General features: G+C 67.4%; 18 protein-coding genes and 1 pseudogene. 10 read left to right on the forward strand and 9 right to left on the reverse strand.

Annotated elements, in window-relative coordinates; all coding sequences use genetic code 11:
* A pseudogene (locus ABZ004_RS37135) lies at positions 1 to 254 on the forward strand (hypothetical protein); the annotation flags it as partial.
* Between the two features lie 180 nt (positions 255 to 434).
* Here the strand turns inward: ABZ004_RS37135 and ABZ004_RS37140 are convergent.
* A complete protein-coding gene (locus ABZ004_RS37140) occupies positions 435 to 617 on the reverse strand; it encodes a hypothetical protein (protein WP_355686479.1) in 183 nt (60 codons plus the stop codon).
* Between the two features lie 49 nt (positions 618 to 666).
* Positions 667 to 1038, reverse strand: a complete 372-nt coding sequence (locus tag ABZ004_RS37145; RefSeq protein WP_355686481.1) for a hypothetical protein — start codon at positions 1036 to 1038, stop codon at positions 667 to 669.
* A gap of 309 nt (positions 1039 to 1347) precedes the next feature.
* On the opposite strand from ABZ004_RS37145, the gene ABZ004_RS37150 reads away from it, so the two are divergent.
* From ABZ004_RS37150 to ABZ004_RS37160, 3 genes are all read left to right on the forward strand, one after another.
* Complete coding sequence (locus ABZ004_RS37150) at positions 1348 to 2187, forward strand: helix-turn-helix domain-containing protein (protein WP_355686483.1); 840 nt, start codon at positions 1348 to 1350, stop codon at positions 2185 to 2187.
* A 67-nt stretch (positions 2188 to 2254) separates the two neighbouring features.
* A complete protein-coding gene (locus ABZ004_RS37155; protein WP_355686485.1) occupies positions 2255 to 2836 on the forward strand; it encodes a dihydrofolate reductase family protein in 582 nt (193 codons plus the stop codon).
* 288 nt (positions 2837 to 3124) lie between these two features.
* Positions 3125 to 3820: a hypothetical protein gene (locus ABZ004_RS37160; RefSeq protein ID WP_355686487.1), complete on the forward strand. Its 696-nt coding sequence runs from the start codon at positions 3125 to 3127 to the stop codon at positions 3818 to 3820.
* A gap of 465 nt (positions 3821 to 4285) precedes the next feature.
* Here ABZ004_RS37160 and ABZ004_RS37165 read toward each other — a convergent pair whose 3' ends face one another.
* Positions 4286 to 6064: an AMP-dependent synthetase/ligase gene (locus ABZ004_RS37165; protein ID WP_355686489.1), complete on the reverse strand. Its 1779-nt coding sequence runs from the start codon at positions 6062 to 6064 to the stop codon at positions 4286 to 4288.
* 102 nt (positions 6065 to 6166) lie between these two features.
* On the opposite strand from ABZ004_RS37165, the gene ABZ004_RS37170 reads away from it, so the two are divergent.
* From ABZ004_RS37170 to ABZ004_RS37195, 6 genes are read left to right on the forward strand one after another with little or no spacing between them, the layout of a single operon-like run.
* On the forward strand, positions 6167 to 7072 hold the full coding sequence (locus ABZ004_RS37170; RefSeq protein ID WP_355686490.1) for an SRPBCC family protein: 906 nt from the start codon (positions 6167 to 6169) through the stop codon (positions 7070 to 7072).
* Between the two features lie 5 nt (positions 7073 to 7077).
* On the forward strand, positions 7078 to 8355 hold the full coding sequence (locus tag ABZ004_RS37175; protein ID WP_355686492.1) for an ArsA family ATPase: 1278 nt from the start codon (positions 7078 to 7080) through the stop codon (positions 8353 to 8355).
* Positions 8352 to 8786 (forward strand): hypothetical protein, encoded by a 435-nt coding sequence (locus tag ABZ004_RS37180; protein ID WP_355686493.1) that lies wholly within the window; start codon positions 8352 to 8354, stop codon positions 8784 to 8786. The genes ABZ004_RS37175 and ABZ004_RS37180 overlap by 4 nt, the downstream gene beginning before the upstream one ends.
* Positions 8777 to 9748, forward strand: coding sequence for an ROK family glucokinase (locus ABZ004_RS37185; RefSeq protein ID WP_355686495.1), 972 nt, complete (start codon positions 8777 to 8779; stop codon positions 9746 to 9748). The genes ABZ004_RS37180 and ABZ004_RS37185 overlap by 10 nt, the downstream gene beginning before the upstream one ends.
* Positions 9749 to 9806: 58 nt before the next feature.
* Positions 9807 to 10949 carry an ROK family glucokinase gene (locus tag ABZ004_RS37190; RefSeq protein WP_355686497.1) on the forward strand — a complete coding sequence of 381 codons (1143 nt, stop codon included), beginning with the start codon at positions 9807 to 9809 and terminating at the stop codon, positions 10947 to 10949.
* A complete protein-coding gene (locus ABZ004_RS37195; protein ID WP_355686498.1) occupies positions 10946 to 11668 on the forward strand; it encodes an endonuclease/exonuclease/phosphatase family protein in 723 nt (240 codons plus the stop codon). Before ABZ004_RS37190 ends, ABZ004_RS37195 begins: the two co-directional genes overlap by 4 nt.
* On the opposite strand, the gene ABZ004_RS37200 is transcribed toward ABZ004_RS37195, so the two are convergent.
* The 6 genes from ABZ004_RS37200 to ABZ004_RS37225 form a co-directional block, all read right to left on the reverse strand.
* Positions 11634 to 12377, reverse strand: a complete 744-nt coding sequence (locus ABZ004_RS37200) for a phytanoyl-CoA dioxygenase family protein (RefSeq protein ID WP_355686500.1) — start codon at positions 12375 to 12377, stop codon at positions 11634 to 11636. The two genes, ABZ004_RS37195 and ABZ004_RS37200, sit on opposite strands and share 35 nt — an antisense overlap.
* A 65-nt stretch (positions 12378 to 12442) precedes the next feature.
* Positions 12443 to 13192 (reverse strand): enoyl-CoA hydratase-related protein, encoded by a 750-nt coding sequence (locus ABZ004_RS37205; protein ID WP_355686501.1) that lies wholly within the window; start codon positions 13190 to 13192, stop codon positions 12443 to 12445.
* A gap of 50 nt (positions 13193 to 13242) precedes the next feature.
* Positions 13243 to 13638 (reverse strand): VOC family protein, encoded by a 396-nt coding sequence (locus ABZ004_RS37210; protein ID WP_355686503.1) that lies wholly within the window; start codon positions 13636 to 13638, stop codon positions 13243 to 13245.
* A gap of 55 nt (positions 13639 to 13693) precedes the next feature.
* Entirely contained in the window at positions 13694 to 14923 is a 1230-nt protein-coding gene (locus ABZ004_RS37215; RefSeq protein WP_355686504.1) for a TIGR00300 family protein, read from the reverse strand.
* Positions 14924 to 14981: 58 nt separating this feature from the next.
* The gene (locus ABZ004_RS37220) at positions 14982 to 15779 is read right to left on the reverse strand and encodes a hypothetical protein (protein WP_355686506.1); all 798 of its coding nucleotides are present in this window, start codon (positions 15777 to 15779) and stop codon (positions 14982 to 14984) included.
* On the reverse strand, positions 15772 to 16536 hold the full coding sequence (locus ABZ004_RS37225; RefSeq protein WP_355686508.1) for an alpha/beta fold hydrolase: 765 nt from the start codon (positions 16534 to 16536) through the stop codon (positions 15772 to 15774). The genes ABZ004_RS37220 and ABZ004_RS37225 overlap by 8 nt, the downstream gene beginning before the upstream one ends.
* Positions 16537 to 16609 lie beyond the last annotated feature (73 nt).

A 16609-nucleotide genomic window follows, 5' to 3' on the forward strand; every position in this document is an offset into this window, starting at 1 on the left:
GCATCCCCTTCCCGCAAGGCCCCACCGACGACGAAAACCTCGGACCCTTCTGCCGCCACCACCACCGACTCAAGCACCACGGCGACTGGCAAGTCCTCACCACCGACACCGCCACACTCGTGTTCATCAGCCCCACCGGACGCGCCTACCTCGAACCACCCACCATCCCCAACACCGAACCCTGCACACCCAACGCGGAGTCACCCCCCAACACACCCAACGCGGAGGCACACCCCCACACCGAAGCCGCCTGACACACCCTCTAGCTCTCGGAATACGTCAGGCCCGGCTGATGCGGGGAATGCTGGCTTGGCAGGGCCTTCCGCAGCCGCGGCCGAGTACGCAACGGAGGGGCGCCGCTTTGGCTCGGCCGTGTAGCGCATGACGCCGTCCAGGACCGGGCGATGTCGGGTTCGTGGGTGGTGAAGCGGGCACTACGCCGGGCAGCGCTGCTTTGCGAGCCGCTTGATGCGCATCTGCTGCCCTTGCGCGGTGTTGAGCTCATAGCTCGCCCGTCGGACCCGCGGTAGCTCACCACCGCGATCCCGCCACTGATCGACTGAAGCCGCACCTGAATGATGCCCACGGCCCGGCTTGATCCGGAACTTGTCCTCCACCGGTCAAAGGGTGCTCCCGCCGTACGCCGTACGCCCGCGCGCGCCAGGATCAGGGTTCGTCAGGCCCGATGGTGATGACGGCCTGGTCCTCCTCGACGTCGTCGGCGGAGATGGAGAACTCGGGGAACGGTGCGAACTCGTTGTCCTTCAAGGTGACGGTGGCCGAGCCACCGGTCTTGGTGAAGTCGATGGTGATGTTCACCGCCCCGCCTTTGATCGACATGATGCTGAAGACGGTCTGGTTCTTGCCGATCGGGCCCAACGTGTCACCAGCCTTCGCCCGCACCTCGCAAGTCCCATCGAGGCAAGCCGAGATGTCGCTCCCGTCACTCGGATACCCCGCCGGCTCCGGCTCAACCGGTTCGATGACGGTCGGCCACAACTCGGTCGGCTCCGAGACGTACGGCGTCGGCGTCGGCATCGGCGTACGCGTCGGCGTTGGACTAGGCGCGGCGCCCGGCTCACCCGTACATCCCGAAACCCCAACCCCAAGAACCGCCACCACCAAGCCCGCACTCCGAAGCCCGCGCATCCTCAACCCCTACCCGGCCAGCGACCCAGCCACATCCCCGAACCTATGCCGCCCCAACGACCCACCCCCCGACCTGTCCTCAACCGGTCAGAGCCACTTCCCTGTACGCCGTACGCCGGCCGCCCGATTCCAGCCCAACCCCGACCCGCCCAACCCCACCGCTGGAACCCGGGGTGCGATGTCGGCGATGCTGTGCGGATGGAGTATGTGTCCAGAGTGCCGCGGGCGCCGCTGGACGGGCTGATCGACGACCTCTATTACCTGGAAGGTGCGTCGCCGTACGCCCGGCTGATGCTGCCGCCGAGCCCGTCGGCGTTGCTCATCGTCAACCTCGGCGCGCCGTTCCGCATTCGTGCCGGCGCCGATCTCGAAATGGCCGAGTACGCCGACGGGTGCGTGGTCACCATGCCCACCCGCGCGTTCGAGTTCAGCTACCCACTCCGGACCCGGTCGGTCGGTGTGCACGTCAAGCCGTGGGGGCTGGCGCCGTTCCTGCCGATGCCCGCCGCCGAGCTGTGCGACCGGCCGGTGACGATAGAGCAGGTGTGGGGGCGGCCCGCCGTTGCTGAGCTGCGAGACCGGCTGGCCACGGCGAACGGACCGCACGAGATGCTGACGCTGCTTGAAGACGAGCTGATGCGACGCCTGTGCGAGACCGCCGGCCTCGGGTTGGTCCGCCATACGAGCAATCTCATCGCGGCAGCCAGCGGAGCGGTGGCGATCGGCGAGCTGAGCGCGGCAGCAGGGGTCAGCAACACTCACCTGGCACAGCGGTTCAAGGAGCTCATCGGCGTCACGCCGAAGCGGTTAGCCCGCACCCAACGCTTCGCCGCCGCCGTGTTCGCAATCGACCCCGCCGGACCGGTCGACTGGGGCGACATCGCCGTACGCGCCGGCTACTTCGACCAGGCCCACTTCGGCCACGAGTTCCGGGAATTCACCGGGCTCACGCCTACCCGGTACGTCGAAGTCCGGCGACGGTTCCAGCGCGAACATCCCGGCCACGCGTTGGACGGCTGGCCGGTGCCGGCCGATTGATTTCTTACAAGATTACCTAGGCACAACCCGCTAATTTGAGGGCATCCCAGCAGCAGAGGAGAGCCCTGTGGGCAAGGTGGTCATGTACAGCTCGGTGTCGGTGGACGGCTTCATCGCCGACGAGAACGACCAGCCCGGACCGCTGTTCGACTGGTTGACCAGCGGCGACGTCCCCTTGGACGACGGCGGCGTACTGAAGGTGTCGCAGGTGTCCTACGACTACATCCGGGCGTATTGGGACCAGATCGGGGTGACGATCGCCGGCCGGCATGTCTTCGACCTGACCGACGGCTGGGACGGCAAGCCTCCGGCCGGGATCGACCACGTAGTCGTCGTGACACACAGACCCGCCCCCGAAGGCTGGAACCCCGAGGCACCCTTCCACTTCGTCAACGGCATCGAAGCAGCCGTAACCAAGGCACAGGAACTCGCCGGCGACCGCATCGTCGAAGTTGCCGCCGGCAACGTAGGCGGCCAGCTCCTCGCCGCCGGCCTGATCGACGAGGTCCGCATGGACGTAGTCCCCTGCATCCTCGGCACCGGCAAACGCTACTTCGGCTCAGTCCAAGCGCAGCACCTACTGGAAGATCCTGAAGTGATTATCCCAGGCAACCGCGTCCTCCACCTGCGCTATCCCGTACGCCGCTAACCGCTGCCACCCACCCAGCGTTGCCCTCAACCGATCAGCCCTTGTCGTAATGCGAAGGCGAAAACCGTTTGCAGCTCGGTCAACGGACACAACTCGCCCCTCCTCCGCCTTCCCGCTTGATCTCGGCCTGCTCCTCAAGCGATCGGCTTTCGATCCCGTAACGGTTGAGGTCGCCATCCGATGTAGCAGACACGAGCCTCAAAGCTGAGCGCCTTCGTAGGGGAGAGTCACAGAGGCGCGAGGGCCTGTTGGTTGGGTGCTCATCGTGCTCATCGGGGGAGAAATTACATGCGCATCCGTCGTCTGGTCCTTGCAGCCGTTGTGTCGGCTGGGCTTGCCGCCTGCGGCAACTCCGCACCCTCCCTACCGTCCGCTGACAATTCGACCAAACCGCCGGCTAGCCCGGTAGCCCGCAGCCTTCCCGACCACTTCCCGGCAATCAAGAGCGAGGGAGATGCCGGGAACTACCTCGAGACCATGGTCAAGATCATGGCCAAGTCGCTCAAGAGCCCTCGATCGTACGAGAAGGAACCGAAGACCATCGCGGTCACCGAAACCCGGGACTGCATTACCGGCGGCACGATGATCGGCGACAAGGCTCTGTCTTACGGGGGTATGCCTGTCCCAGCGATCGGCGCCTGTCCCGAAGATGGACACAAAGGCAGCAAGCTGGTCATCCTCTACGGACCCAAAGCCGTCTGGGCCTACGTGCAGGAGAACGGGCAGGCGAACCCAGATCAATCTATGTGGACCTGGGTCTACATTGAGTACCTGATCGAATCGCGGCGGGCCGACGAGGCCCGCACCGGCAAGCATGCCGACGCCCTCTCCTACGAGAACGTCCCTGCCTGCGTCCGCGGCCGCCTCAACGGCGGGCTACTCCGTGCCGGCTACATATCGACTACTGACGTCAATAGGGGCGCGGTCCTCGACGGCGAGTGGGGAACCATCTTCAAGAACGCTCGCGACAACGGTAAATGCTGACGCTGAACACCTCGACCGGTGTTATCCGACCTCGAGCCATGGCTTCCACTCCACCGACCAGGGCCTAGACAAGTACGATTGACCTGTCAGTCGCCACTGAAGCAATACACCCGACTTCTAGAGGACGGGTGGTGGTTGACAACAGCAAGTTCACAGTGACTGAGCTGGACGTACACGAAGGCTCCGCTGCCGCGGCTAAGGCAGGTCTCTGATGGACCAGTCGCTGAGCAATTGATCCGAGCGATACGCCATGCTCGCCCCAGCTGTCGGCGGCAACGCGCACTCCATGTACTGATGAAGGACTTCGATCGTCCGGTCAGCAACCTATCGGCGACTGGCACCTACGCGCCGGACTTAACCAGGCACTCGGCCCTCTATATTCTCTTTTCTTTATTTTTCGCTGTTTGTCTTTGAAGATCTTTTTAGTGTTGCCTTTGAGGTCTTGGAGTCCCGCTTGGATGGCCCTTACTTGGTGTAGAGGGCTTCAACGTCCGTTTGGTGTTTTTCCATGACTATGTGGCGGCGTAGGGAGAGTTTCAGCGAGAGCTCGCCGGACTCTTGGGTCCAGTCGGTGGGGAGGATGGTGAACTTTTTGATGCCTTCGGCCTTGGAGACGGCGTTGTTGGCGTCGTCGACGGCTTTCTGGATCTCGGCGATCAGGTCCTTGTCGTCGACCAGGGAGGGGACGTCGGTGGGCTTGTCGTGGCTCTTGGCCCAGGCGACGATGGTTTCCGGGTCGATGGTGACGAGGGCGGCGATGAAGGGTTTGCCGTCGCCGACCACCATGCACTGGGAGACCAGCGGGTGCAGGCGGATGCGGTCCTCGAGAACGGCGGGGGCGACGTTCTTGCCGCCGGCGGTGACGAGGATTTCCTTTTTGCGGCCGGTGATGCGGATGAAGCCGTCGGCGTCGAATTCGCCGAGGTCGCCGGTGTGGAACCAGCCGTCGGCGTCGATCGCGGCCGCGGTGGCCTCGTCGTTCTTCCAGTAGCCGAGCATCACCTGGCCGCCCTTGAAACAGAGTTCGCCGTCCGTGTCGACGCCGACGGAGACGCCGGGCAGTGGGCGGCCGACGGTGCCGATGCGGATGTCGTCCGGGAGGTTCACTGCGAGTGCGGCGGTGGTTTCAGTCAGACCGTAGCCTTCGAGGACCGGTACGCCGACGCCGCGGAAGAAGTGCCCGAGGCGATCCCCGAGCGGGGCGCCACCGGAGACCGCGTAAGCCACGTTGCCGCCCAGCACAGCGCGAAGCTTGGAGTACACCAGCCGGTCGAAGAGAGCGTGCTTGGCGCGCAGACCGAAGCCCGGGCTACTAGAAGAGGAGTAGGCGATAGCGGTCTCAGCAGCAGCGTCGAAGATCTTGCCCTTGCCCGAAGCGTGAGCCGACTGGCTGGCCGTGTTGTAGACCTTCTCGAACACCCGCGGCACGCTCAGGATGAACGTCGGCTTGAACGACCCGAGATCCGGCACCAGGTTCTTCACGTCAGCCGTGTGCCCGAGCTTGACCCGCATCATCACGCAGCCGACCTGGATGATCCGCGCGAACACATGCGCCAGAGGCAGGAACAGCAACGTCGAAGCACCCTCGGCGAACAACCCATCGAGGATCTTCACCGCAGTACCCAGCTCGTCCATGAAGTTCGAGTGGGTGATCATGCAGCCCTTCGGCCGCCCGGTGGTCCCCGACGTGTAGATCAACGTCGCCAGGTCCGAGGGCACGACCGCCGTACGCCGCTTGTCGAGCTCCGCGTCGGAAATGTCCTGTCCGAGCACCGTGAGTTCGTCAACAGCGCCCGACTCGATCTGCCAGACCTCCTGCAGCGAAGGGGCCTCCGCACGAGCCGATTCCACCACCGCGCCGTGGGCCGCGTTCTCGACCACTGCGACAACAGCCTCGGAGTCGGTCAGGATCCACTGGATCTGGGACGCCGAGGAGGTCTCGTAGATCGGCACGGTCGCCGCGCCGACGCTCCAGATCGCGTAGTCGATCAGAGTCCACTCGTAGCGGGTGGCCGACAGCAGTGCGACCCGGTCGCCGTGCTTGACGCCGGCTGCGATCAGGCCCTTGGCCACCGCGCTCACCTGCCGGGCGAACTCGGCGGCCGAGATGTCCAGCCACCCGTCCCCGACCCGGCGGCTGAAGACGGCGGTGTCAGGATGGGAGGAGGCGTTCGCCCAGACGGGATCGCTCAGGCCACCGGTCGTCGGGGGCTCGATCACTGCTGGAACGGTGTACTCACGCATCCGCGTCTCCTCAGTCGGTCACGATTTGTCGACTCCGGCGCACGCTACAGTCACCTACCCGGTAGTAGCCAGACAGATGTGACCCAGGGAACTAGGAAACGTATGCCATCGCTCGACATCAGTTGCGACGACTTGGTCGTTGCTGATCCAGCCTACGTCGCGGAGCGGCTGGGTGCGGACACCCTCTGGCGCGAGTGGTGGCCGGAGCTCACCTTGACCCCGGCGGAGCGGCGCGGCCTGGAGGGCGTGCGCTGGGCGGTGACAGGCGCGGCCATCGGTACTGCGGAGTGGTGGCTGGAGCCGGTTCGGGACGGAGTCGTCGTGCACTGGTACCTCCGGGTCGACCCCGTGAGACACACGAGCACCCGAAAGCTCAACACGCTCAAGGAGCAGTACGTCGCGCGGTACCGGAACCGGATCTGGCGGTTCAAGGACGAGGTCGAGTCGGGCCGCGCCGCAGGCGAACGCCGTACGGGCTCGGAACCCGCGATAGTCTCCGGTGTGGGCATCGGGGCGCCGGAAGCGGACCCCCAACCGTCCTGGCAGAACACGTCCCGGCAGCGAAGAGGTGAATCGATGGCAGAGCAGACCACCTCGACCATCGTCGTGAACGCGACTCCGAAGGCGATCATGGCGGTGATCGCGGACTTCGAGGCGTACCCGGAGTGGGCGGACTCGATGCGCGAGACGCAGGTGCTCTCCACCGACGAGGCGGGACGGCCCAAGCAGGTCAGGTTCAAGGTGGACGCCGGGGCGATCTCCGACGAGTACACGCTGGACTACGTCTGGTCCCGCAACGAGGTGACCTGGACGCTGGTGCAGGCCAAGATGGTCAAGGGGATGGACGGCGCCTACGTACTACGGGATCTCGGCGCCGACGGGACCGAGGTGACGTACCGGCTCGCGGTCGACGTGGCGATCCCGATGATCGGAATGCTCAAACGTAAGGCGGAGAAGGTCATCATCGACACGGCCCTGAAGGGGCTCAAGAAGCGCGTCGAGTCCTGATACCGGTGACTCGGGTACTGCTGTACACAGGGAAAGGCGGCGTGGGCAAGACCACGTCCGCGGCCGGCACGGCCACACTCGCCGCACTGCGCGGACTCCGCACGCTGGTCTTGTCGACCGATGCCGCGCACTCGCTGAGCGACGCGTTCGACAGCGAAGTGGGCCCGGAGCCGACCGAGATCGACGACCTGCTGTTCGTCCAGCAGATCGATGCACAGCGCCGGTTCGAGCGGGCCTGGGGTGACATCCAGTCGTACCTGCGCTCGGTCCTGCACACCGTCGGCGTCGACCCGATCGAGGCCGAGGAGCTGACTGTGCTGTCCGGCGCCGAGGAGGTGCTCGCGCTGCTCGAGGTGCGCGACCACGTCCGCTCCGGCCGCTGGGACGTCATCGTGGTCGACTGCGCGCCGACCGCCGAGACGCTGCGCCTGCTCGCGCTGCCGGAAGCCCTCAACTGGTACATGGACCGCATCCTCAACGTCGAGCGCAAGGTGACCCGTACCCTGCGGCCGCTGCTCGGCAAGGCGGCCGGGATCCCGATGCCGGACGACACCGTCTTCGACGCGCTGCGCAGGCTGCACCGCGACCTCGCCGACATCCGTGCGTTGCTCGCCGGTCCTGATGCTTCGGTGCGGCTCGTGCTGACGCCCGAGGCCGTCGTCGTCGCCGAGGCCCGCCGCTCGCTCACCACCCTTTCGCTGTACGGCTACCGCGTCGACGGTGTGATCGCGAACCGCGTCTTCCCGGCCGCCGGTGCCGACAACTGGCGTCGCCAGTGGGTCGCCGCCCAGCGCGGAATCCTCGAAGACGTCGCCGACTCCTTCCGGCCGCTGCCGATCTGGGAATCGCCGTACCGCGCGTGTGAGCCGGTCGGTGTCGAGGAGCTCGCGGCGTTCGCTGTCGAGATGTACGGCGGCGACGACCCGTTCACGCGGGCCACCGACGAGACTTCCCTCTGGGTCGATCGCCACATCGACACCGACGGGCGCACCTACACGCTGACCATGCCGTTGCCGTTGGCATCGGCCAGTGACCTGGAGCTGGCCCGGCACGCCGACGACCTGATCATCACGGTCGGTTCGTACCGCCGCGTGCTGCCGCTGCCGGCCGCGCTGGCGCGCGCGGTGGTCGCCGGAGCGCGCCTCGACAACGGACGCCTGCAGGTGCGCTTCGCACCACGCGAACCACTCGCCGGTACTACGGCGCAAGAGCTGGCCCAGGGGATTCGCGAGCAGTACGACGCTGAGCCCGAGCCGGCCGCGATCACGGAGGGCACCAGGTGAGCAAGGAGCCGGTCGGATCGGTGGCCGAGGAGGCCGCGAAGCTGTTCGCGGTGCTGCAGCAGGCGACATCGGAGGCGAAACACCAGCACAGTGCGGCGAGCGACGAGGAGCCCGCGTACGGCGTACCGGCTGATGAAGAACCGCACGAGCACAGTTCTGCGCAGCGTGGTGGGCCGGAGTGCCAGTGGTGTCCCGTGTGCCAGTTGATTTCCAAGGTGCGCACCACCAGCCCGGAGACGATCGAGCAGCTCTCGACCGCGGCCGCCGGAGTGCTCGGCTCGCTGCGGTCGTTGCTGGAAGCCGCCGCGGAGGCTGCGCGGCAAGCCCGGGCGGACGCAGAGTCGCGTACTGCGGGGTCGCAGGAACCGGAACCAGCTCGGTCCCGCGTGGACCGGATCGATGTGAGTGAGGACCCCGAACCATGGGACTGACGATCGGCATTGACGTCGGCGGCACGAAGATCGCGGCGGGAGTGGTCGGCACCGACGGCAAGATCGGCACCCGGACCCATCGCGACACCCCGGCGAACTCGGTGGACGCCACCGCCGCGGCGATCTGCGACGCGGCCGCGGAACTGATCGCCGACCACGAGGTGGAGGCGGTCGGCATCGGCGCCGCCGGGTTCGTCTCCTCGGACCGGTCGACGGTGCTGTTCGCGCCGAACCTCGCCTGGCGCGACGAGCCGCTCGGGACGCGGGTGTCCGACGTACTCAAGGTTCCGGTGGTCGTGGAGAACGACGCGAACGCGGCGGCCTGGGGTGAGTTCGCCTTCGGTGCGGCGCGGCACGTGGAGCACATGGTCTGCATCACGGTCGGGACCGGGATCGGTGGCGGCGTCGTGATCGGTGGCGAGCTGCTGCGCGGGGCGAACGGTGTGGCGGCGGAGCTCGGGCACATGCGCGTCGTACCGGGTGGGCATCGGTGTGGCTGTGGAGCTCGCGGATGCATCGAGCAGTACGCGTCGGGGAGTGCGCTGGTCCGCGAGGGGCGGGCGCAGGCCGAGTCTGGTTCGCTGGCTGCGGCGCAGATGCTGAGCGTTTGCGGGATCACCGACCCGGCACAGCTGACCGGACCGATGATCACGAAGGCCGCTGCCGGTGGGGATCCCTGCGCGGTGGAGCTGTTCGACGATCTCGGGCGCTGGCTGGGGGAGGCGCTGGCGAGTATCGCGACGCTGTTCGACCCGTCGATGATCGTCGTCGGTGGTGGGGTGAGTGCCGCTGGAGATCTGTTGCTGAAGTCGGCGACGGTGGCGTTCGAGAAGAACCTGCCGGCGAAGGCGAACCGGCCGCATCCGGTCTTCGGACTGGCCGAACTGGGCAACGACGCGGGCATCATCGGTGCCGCCGACCTGGCCCGCCGGCCGGCTCCGGCGCTGGAGGACAAGCGGTGAAGGACTTGTTCAGGGGTGGTTCGCTGGAAGTAGGGGGTTTCATCAGGAGGGTCGTGCGATGGCTCTGACGCAGGCGTTGACGATCGGGATCGACATCGGTGGCACCAAGGTGGCCGCCGGGGTGGTCGATCCGGAGGGCAACATCCTGGACCGGCTGCGCCGGGACACCCCGACGAAGGATCCGCGGGAGACCGAGGACGCGATCGCGGAGATCGTGCACGACCTCGAGTCGCGGCACGACGTGATCGCGGTCGGGATCGGCGCGGCCGGGTTCGTCGACGGGACCCGTTCGTCGGTGCTCTTCGCTCCGCACCTCGCCTGGCGGCACGAGCCGCTGCGGGATGCCGTCGAGCGCCGGCTCGGGTTGCCGGTGGTCGTGGAGAACGACGCGAACGCGGCCGCCTGGTCGGAGTGGCGGTTCGGTGGCGGTCAGGGTGAGAGCCACCTGGTCTGCGTGACGCTGGGCACCGGGATCGGTGGCGCGATTCTCAACGACGGTGCGCTGCAGCGCGGGAAGTTCGGGATCGCGGGCGAGTTCGGGCACATGCAGGTGGTGCCGGGCGGTCATCGGTGTGAGTGCGGCAACCGTGGCTGCTGGGAGCAGTACGCCTCCGGGAACGCGTTGACCCGTGAGGCTCGTGAGCTCGCGCTCTCCGGTTCTCCGGTCGCGCACAACCTGTTGCGTGCGGCCGAGGGTGATCCGCGCAAGATCAACGGTCCGATGGTGACCGAGCTGGCCAAGGACGGCGATCCGGTCGCGGTCGAGCTGCTTGAGGACGTCGGCCGCTGGCTGGGCATCGGGCTGGCGAACCTCGCCGCTGCGCTGGACCCGGGCACGTTCGTGATCGGCGGTGGCGTTTCGGATGCGGGCGAGCTGTTGCTGGCGCCGGCGCGGGAGGCGTTCAAGCGGACGCTGACCGGTCGTGGGTTCCGGCCGGAGGCGCGGATCGTTCGGGCGGTGCTCGGTCCGGAGGCCGGCATGGTCGGCGCGGCGGACCTGGCACGCGAAGAGGCGACCTGGTTGCGCCGGGTGCGGGTGAAGACGACCGCGGTGACGGCCAAGACGGCTGCCCGCAGCGGACGTTCTGCCCGGCTCGAACGGGCGGCGCGGAAGTCGGTCGGCCGGCGTACGGGCATGCGTACGGCGGAATCCGAGGTCACGAAGCAGCCCGCCGAGCTACACGGTGAGCCCGAGGCATGAGTCTGCGGGTGCTGTCGTACAACGTGCACCGGTGGGGGGATGATCGCGAGGCGCTGGCCCGGGTGGTGCACGCGTGCAAGCCTGATGTGGCGTTGATCCAGGAAGCGCCGACGTGGTGGGGGACGCGCCGCAAGCGCAAGGCGATGGCGGCGAGCTTCGGCCTGCAGTATGTCGCGGCCTCGGTGCGCAACGCCGTACTGGTTGCTGATGGCATCGACTTTTCCGGCTCGTCCCGCTGGCGGGTCTGGCGGCCGTTCTGGCGCAGGCGGCTGCGGTTCATCGCGACGCAGTTGCCGGGCGGCGCGGTCGGCGGGCGGATCAAGCTCGGCGACGTGGAAGTTGCGCTGATCGTCTGCCATCTCGGCTTGAACATCCGCGGTCGGCAGCGCGAGTTGGAGCAGGTACTGCGTGGGTGCAAGTCGTTCGGCCTGCCCTATTTGCTCGTCGGCGACCTCAACGAAGAACCGGGTGGACCGGTCTGGGACCGGCTCGCAGCGGAAGGCCTGACCGACCTCGGTGTCGACGCCGGCCCGACCTTCCACTCCGACAACCCGGTCAAACGCATCGACGGTGCCCTGCTCTCCCCGGAGCTGTCCGGCCGCATCGTCCCGCTCGACTCGATCGACGGCGTCACCCGCGCCGACCTGGCCGCGGGCTCGGACCACCTGCCGATGCTGATCGAGCTCAGTCTGCCCGGAACTCACTCAACGGATCGCTGACCACCTCGCGCCACCGATCGCGGTGTCCGTGGGCCTGGAGCCGGTAGTAGATCGTCTCGCGCCGCTCCGGCCCGGTGTTCCCGCCGATGTTGTGGCCCAGCAGGTAGTGCGCGAACAGCACGCTCCCGGCCGATCCGAAGGTCTGGATCTGCTCACCGAGCTCGATCTTCGGGTACGGCGCGTCCGGGTTCTCCGCCAGTGCGGCCAGGGCGTCGGAGCCGTGTTCCGCGAGATACTCCCCGAACCGGCGATGCGTGCCCGGCCAGACGTGCAGGTTGCCCTGATACTCCTCCAGCTGATCGGTCAGCCAGACACCGGCGAGCACGGAGAACGTGTACGGCGTACCGTCCGGGCCGAGCGGGTTCAGACCATCCACATGCGGACCACCCGGTCGATGCGACCACGAGGGAATGGTCGTCGCGATCTGCGCGAAGTCGGGCTCGTCGACACCCAACTCAGGCTTGACCAACTCGGCCGCCAGCCCCGCCACAGTCTCCCGGTAGAAGTCGAGCAACGGATGCTCGACGCCGCCCTCGAACCGAGGCCAGGCGAAATGAAACCCGACATGCCCCGGCGCCGGCGGCTCCTTGTCCAACTCAGCCGCAACCAACTCCCGCCCGCGCGCGATCTGCCCCGCGTCGAGCACCCCAGGAACGACCAGAAACCCTTGCTCACGGAACGTCGTACGCATCGCTGCGGTGATCGTCATGCCGCACACTCCACTATGCGTGGCTGCGGTCCGCAACTGAATAAACCCTGTGTGTGCTGGGAAAACTACTTCTTCTTGCGGTTGAGGAAGGCGAGCATGGCTTCCTGGGCGGCGGGGGAGCCGAAGAGGGAGGCTGAGAGTTCGGCGAGGTCGGTGCCTCGGGCGTCGATGTCGGCGAGGAGCTCCCGGTTGAGGAGCTTCTTGGTTTCGCGGAGGCCCTGGGGGGCGCCCTTGAGGAGTGACTTCAGGACCTCGTCCAAGGTGGCGTCGAGTTCTTCGGCGGGGACTGCCTGGGTGACCAGACCGAGGCGAGCTGCTTCGGTTCCGTCGAAGGTGGTGCCGGTCAGGAAGGTGAGGGCGGCGGCGCGGTCGGTGAGGCGGGGGAGGACCGTCAGCGAGATGGTGGCGGCGGCGAGTCCGAGGCGCACCTCGGTCAGCGCGTACGTCGTACTGTCGGCGGCCAGACTGATATCGGCGGCGGCCACGATCCCGATCCCACCGGCGCGGACCGGGCCGGCGACCCGCGCCACCACCGGCTTCGGCAACGCGACGATCGCCCGCTGGACGTCGACCATTCGCTGCGCACCGACGCCCATCCCGACCGACGTCGCCTCCGACATGTCGGCGCCCGAGCAGAACACGTCCAGGGCAGACCGCAGCACAACGACCCGGACCGCCTCGTCGGCGCCGGCCGTCTCCAGGTGCGCCAGCAACTCACTCGTCAGCTGCTGGGAGAGCGCGTTCTTGTTGTGCGGCGAGTCGAGCGTGATCGTCGCGACGCCGTCGGCCACGGCCAGGTGCACCAGTTCGGTCATGCCCGACATCCTGCCCTGCCCGGCAGCACCCCCGCCGTAACCCAGGCCACCTAATCGTCGTCGTCGCTGTCCAGGTACAGACAGAAGGGATGCCCGTCCGGATCGAGCATCACCCGGACGTCGTCCTGCGGCTGGAAATCGGGCAGCTCGGCGCCGGCCTCGAGCGCATGCGCCACCGACTCGGTCAGATCGTCCACCGCGATGTCGAGATGGATCTGCATCTGCTGCTTGCCCTCGACGGCCGGCCACACCGGTCTCTCGTAGAGCTCCTCCTTCTGGAAGGCCAGGTTGTACCCAGCCTTCTTGGAAGGAGCCAAGGTCACCCAGTTGGGCTCGTCGGCGTACAGCTGCCAGCCGAGGAGCCGCTGGTAGAACCGGCCCAGCTTCTGCGGATCCGGCGAGTTGAGCGCAACGCCGAACCAGTCTGCCTTCGTTCTCAGTGCCATACATCCACCATGGACCAAGCCACCGACAAGTTCACCCCGGCGTACGGCGTACCGGCTACTCCTGGCCCGTGTACGTCGGGTCGAGTTCGCGGGCGAGGTGCTCGACGAAGAGGCCGACGTCGGTGACGATGCCGCGGGCCTGGGACGAGCCGCGGTCGGCGAGTTTGGTCACCGTGGCCGGGTTGATGTCGACGCAGGTGAGCGGGATGGAGGCCGGCAGGATGTTGCCGGTGGCAACCGAGTGGAGCATGGTGGCCGCCATCAGGCAGTAGCCGACGTCGGTGAGTTCGGCGCGCATCGCCCGCTGGCCTTCGAGCACGTCGGTGTAGACGTCCGGCAGCGGCCCGTCGTCGCGGACCGAGCCGACCAGGACGAAGCTCTTGCCGTTCTTCACCATCGCGTGCATCACGCCGGAGGTCAGCACGCCCTGCTTGACCGCGTCGGCGATCGAGCCTGCCTTGCGGATCGTGTTGATCGCCCGGATGTGGTGCTCGTGACCGTGCTCGACACCGCGGCCGCGGGCGAGATCGACGCCCAGCGACGTGCCGTACAGCGAGGACTCGATGTCGTGCGTCGCCAGCGCGTTCCCGGCGAACAGGACATCGACGAATCCGGCCTCGACGATCGCGACCATGGCCGGAGCGGCGCCGGTGTGCACGATGCCCGGGCCGCCGACCCAGAGCACCTTCTGCCCGTTCGCCTTCGCCTCGCGCATCCCGTCGGCGACCTGCTTCACCAGCACCCGCTGCGGCTTCTCGCTGGACACGTCCGACTCCATGAAGCCGAACGACTCCTCGTCGTGCGCGACGATCGGCGGGGTCACCCGCACGCCCTGGGCGCTGGAGATGATCCGCATCCCGGCCTTCACCTCGGACATCGGGATGGTCCGGACCGCGTCACCCTCGATCAGCAGCCCGCAGTCCATCTCCGGGTTCCGCACCTGCACCCAGTACCCGTTCAGCCGGACACTCGTCGGCAGGTTGGTGGTCGAGTAGAACCCGTCCGGGAAGACGCCGTCCTGGACCACCTCGGAGATCTCCGGCGTACCCGGGTTGACCAGGTTCGCGCCCTTGGTCTGGATCCGCATCAGCAGCCGCTGCAGCGCCTCGTCGTCCTCGGCGCCGACCGTCATCCGGACCGTCGACGGGTCGTCCTTGTCGTAGCCCAGGTCGAACTTGTCCAGCGTGTACTCACCGCCGTACCCGCGGATGTCGTCCAGGACGCGGGACAGCAAACCGGTGTCCATCAGGTGGCCGGTGATCTCGACGGTCTCGGTGACCTGCACGGGGCTGCCTCCTCTGCAGAGCGGTCGTCGGATTGTCCGACGATCGGCACTCTAGTGGCTAAACGACCGCGCCGTCGTCCGGGGTGTCCTCCGGAGGCAGGCGATCCTTCATCCTGATCACCAGGGTGAGGAAGCCGGCGATGAAGCCGACCACCGCGATCGTGGTGATCCGGCCGGTGCCGAAGTCGAACAGCGCGGCCAGGATCAGCAGCGCCGGTCCGCCGAACAGCCCGAGCCAGGCGGCCCGGCTGATCCAGTCCAGCCGCGGTCCGCGCGGCGGCTCCGGCGGCACGAAGTGGTCGTGCGGGTCGTCCGTACGCCGGGCCGGCGGTTCTTCCGGCGGATCCTCGTCGGTGTCCCCGACGATCAAGCCGGCCGGTACGTCGATCAGCGGTTCGTACGAGTTCTCGTCCACGTCTTCGCTGACCGGCCAGCGCGGCACCGGCGTCGTCGAGTGTCCCGGCGCCGAGGGAGCGTTGAACTGCTCGACCAGCGACTTCCACTCGGCGTCCTCGGCACTCCGGTCGATCACCCCGCGCGCCTGCTCGGTGGAGTCGGCAGCCACGAAGATCTCGTCGAACCCGGCAGCGACCTTCTCGGCGGGCTCGGCCTTCTTCTCCGGCGCGTCCACGTCGGCCTTCTTCGGTACGTCGGCTTCGGCCGAAGCCGTCTCGCCGTCGGACTCGGTAGTGGGCTCGCTGGTTGCCGCGCTCGGGGAGGCGTTGCCCTCGCCAGGCGCAACGGCGTACGCGGCGATGCCGGCCTCGGCGAGGGCGGCGAGTACCGGTTCGGCGACGAGGGGGTCGATGCCGCCCATCGACGTGTACGCCGAGGCGGTCAGGCCGTTGTCACGCATCAATGCTCAGCCGTTCGATGAAGGTGGTCGAATCCGCGAAGATCCTTGGTGCGTCGTTGTCCAGGGTGGCCACGTGGTAGCTGTCCTCGAGCAGGACCTCGGTGACGTCGCGGGACGAGATCGCCCCGAGGATCGCCAGGCCCGAACTCGGCTCCACCACATGATCGACAGTACTGCGGAACAGCAGCACCGGCTGAGTGACTTTGGCCAGATCTTCCCGGGTGACCTGCCACAGCTTCGACAGGGAGTGCAGTGCCTTCAGCGGCATCCGGTCGTACGCGCCCTCGTCGACCCCGGGCTTCTTGATGTCGTTCGAGATCCCCGGGAAGGACGGGACGAGCGCCTGCAGCACGGGGAGCAGCACGAGACGCTTGTCATCGGTGCGGACCGACGGGTTCACCAGGATCACGCCGGAGATGTCGGCGCCGTGCTGCTCGGCGAGCCGTAGTACGAGACAGCCGCCCATCGACAGGCCGGCCACGAAGACGCGGTCGTGCTCCTTGCGGAGGCGTTCGAGTTCGTTGTCGAGTACGGCGTACCAGTCCTGCCAGCGGGTGGTGTTCATCTCCCGCCAGTCGGTGCCGTGGCCGGGCAGCCGGGGTACGGCGACGCCGAAGCCCTCGGTGGCCAGGTGCTCCGCGAACGGGCGCATCGAGCGGGGCGAGCCGGTGAAACCGTGGCTCAGCAGAACCCCGGACGCGGCGTTGACGCCCGATCCGGGGCTGCGGAACTCCTCCGCATGGGCTTGCACTGGCACGGCTGCTCCTCGACGAAATGCGTAATACCCGAGACGCTATGGTCGCAGCCAGGAGGCGCCTCGCCCAGTCCGG

Source organism: Kribbella sp. NPDC006257 (assembly GCF_040613535.1).
Lineage (GTDB): Bacteria > Actinomycetota > Actinomycetes > Propionibacteriales > Kribbellaceae > Kribbella.